The following is a 250-nucleotide window of genomic DNA, read 5'->3' as shown; positions in this document are numbered from 1 at the left end:
GGCACCGAGCGCAGCCGGGCCGCACCGGGGTCGTCGTGTGCGCCGACGACCCCGGTGCCGGAGTGGGCGTTGGAGCCGGACTCGTTGTGGTCCCCGCCGATGGCGAAGGAGGGGTCCGCGCCGCAGGCCTGCACCGCGCCGGTGAGCATCGCGGTGGTGGAGGTCTTGCCGTGGGTGCCGGCGCCGGCGACGCTGCGCCGGTCGGCCATCACCGCGGCCAGCGCGACCGCGCGCGGCAGCACCCGCAGAC

General features: G+C 78.0%; 1 pseudogene. It reads right to left on the bottom strand.

Going from position 1 to position 250, the window contains the following annotated elements:
* Positions 1-250: pseudogene (locus AC0IVP_RS21995) on the bottom strand (hypothetical protein); the annotation flags it as partial.

It is taken from the genome of Klenkia sp. AC732 (assembly GCF_979256525.1).
This window is presented reverse-complemented; position numbering and strand designations above follow the sequence as displayed.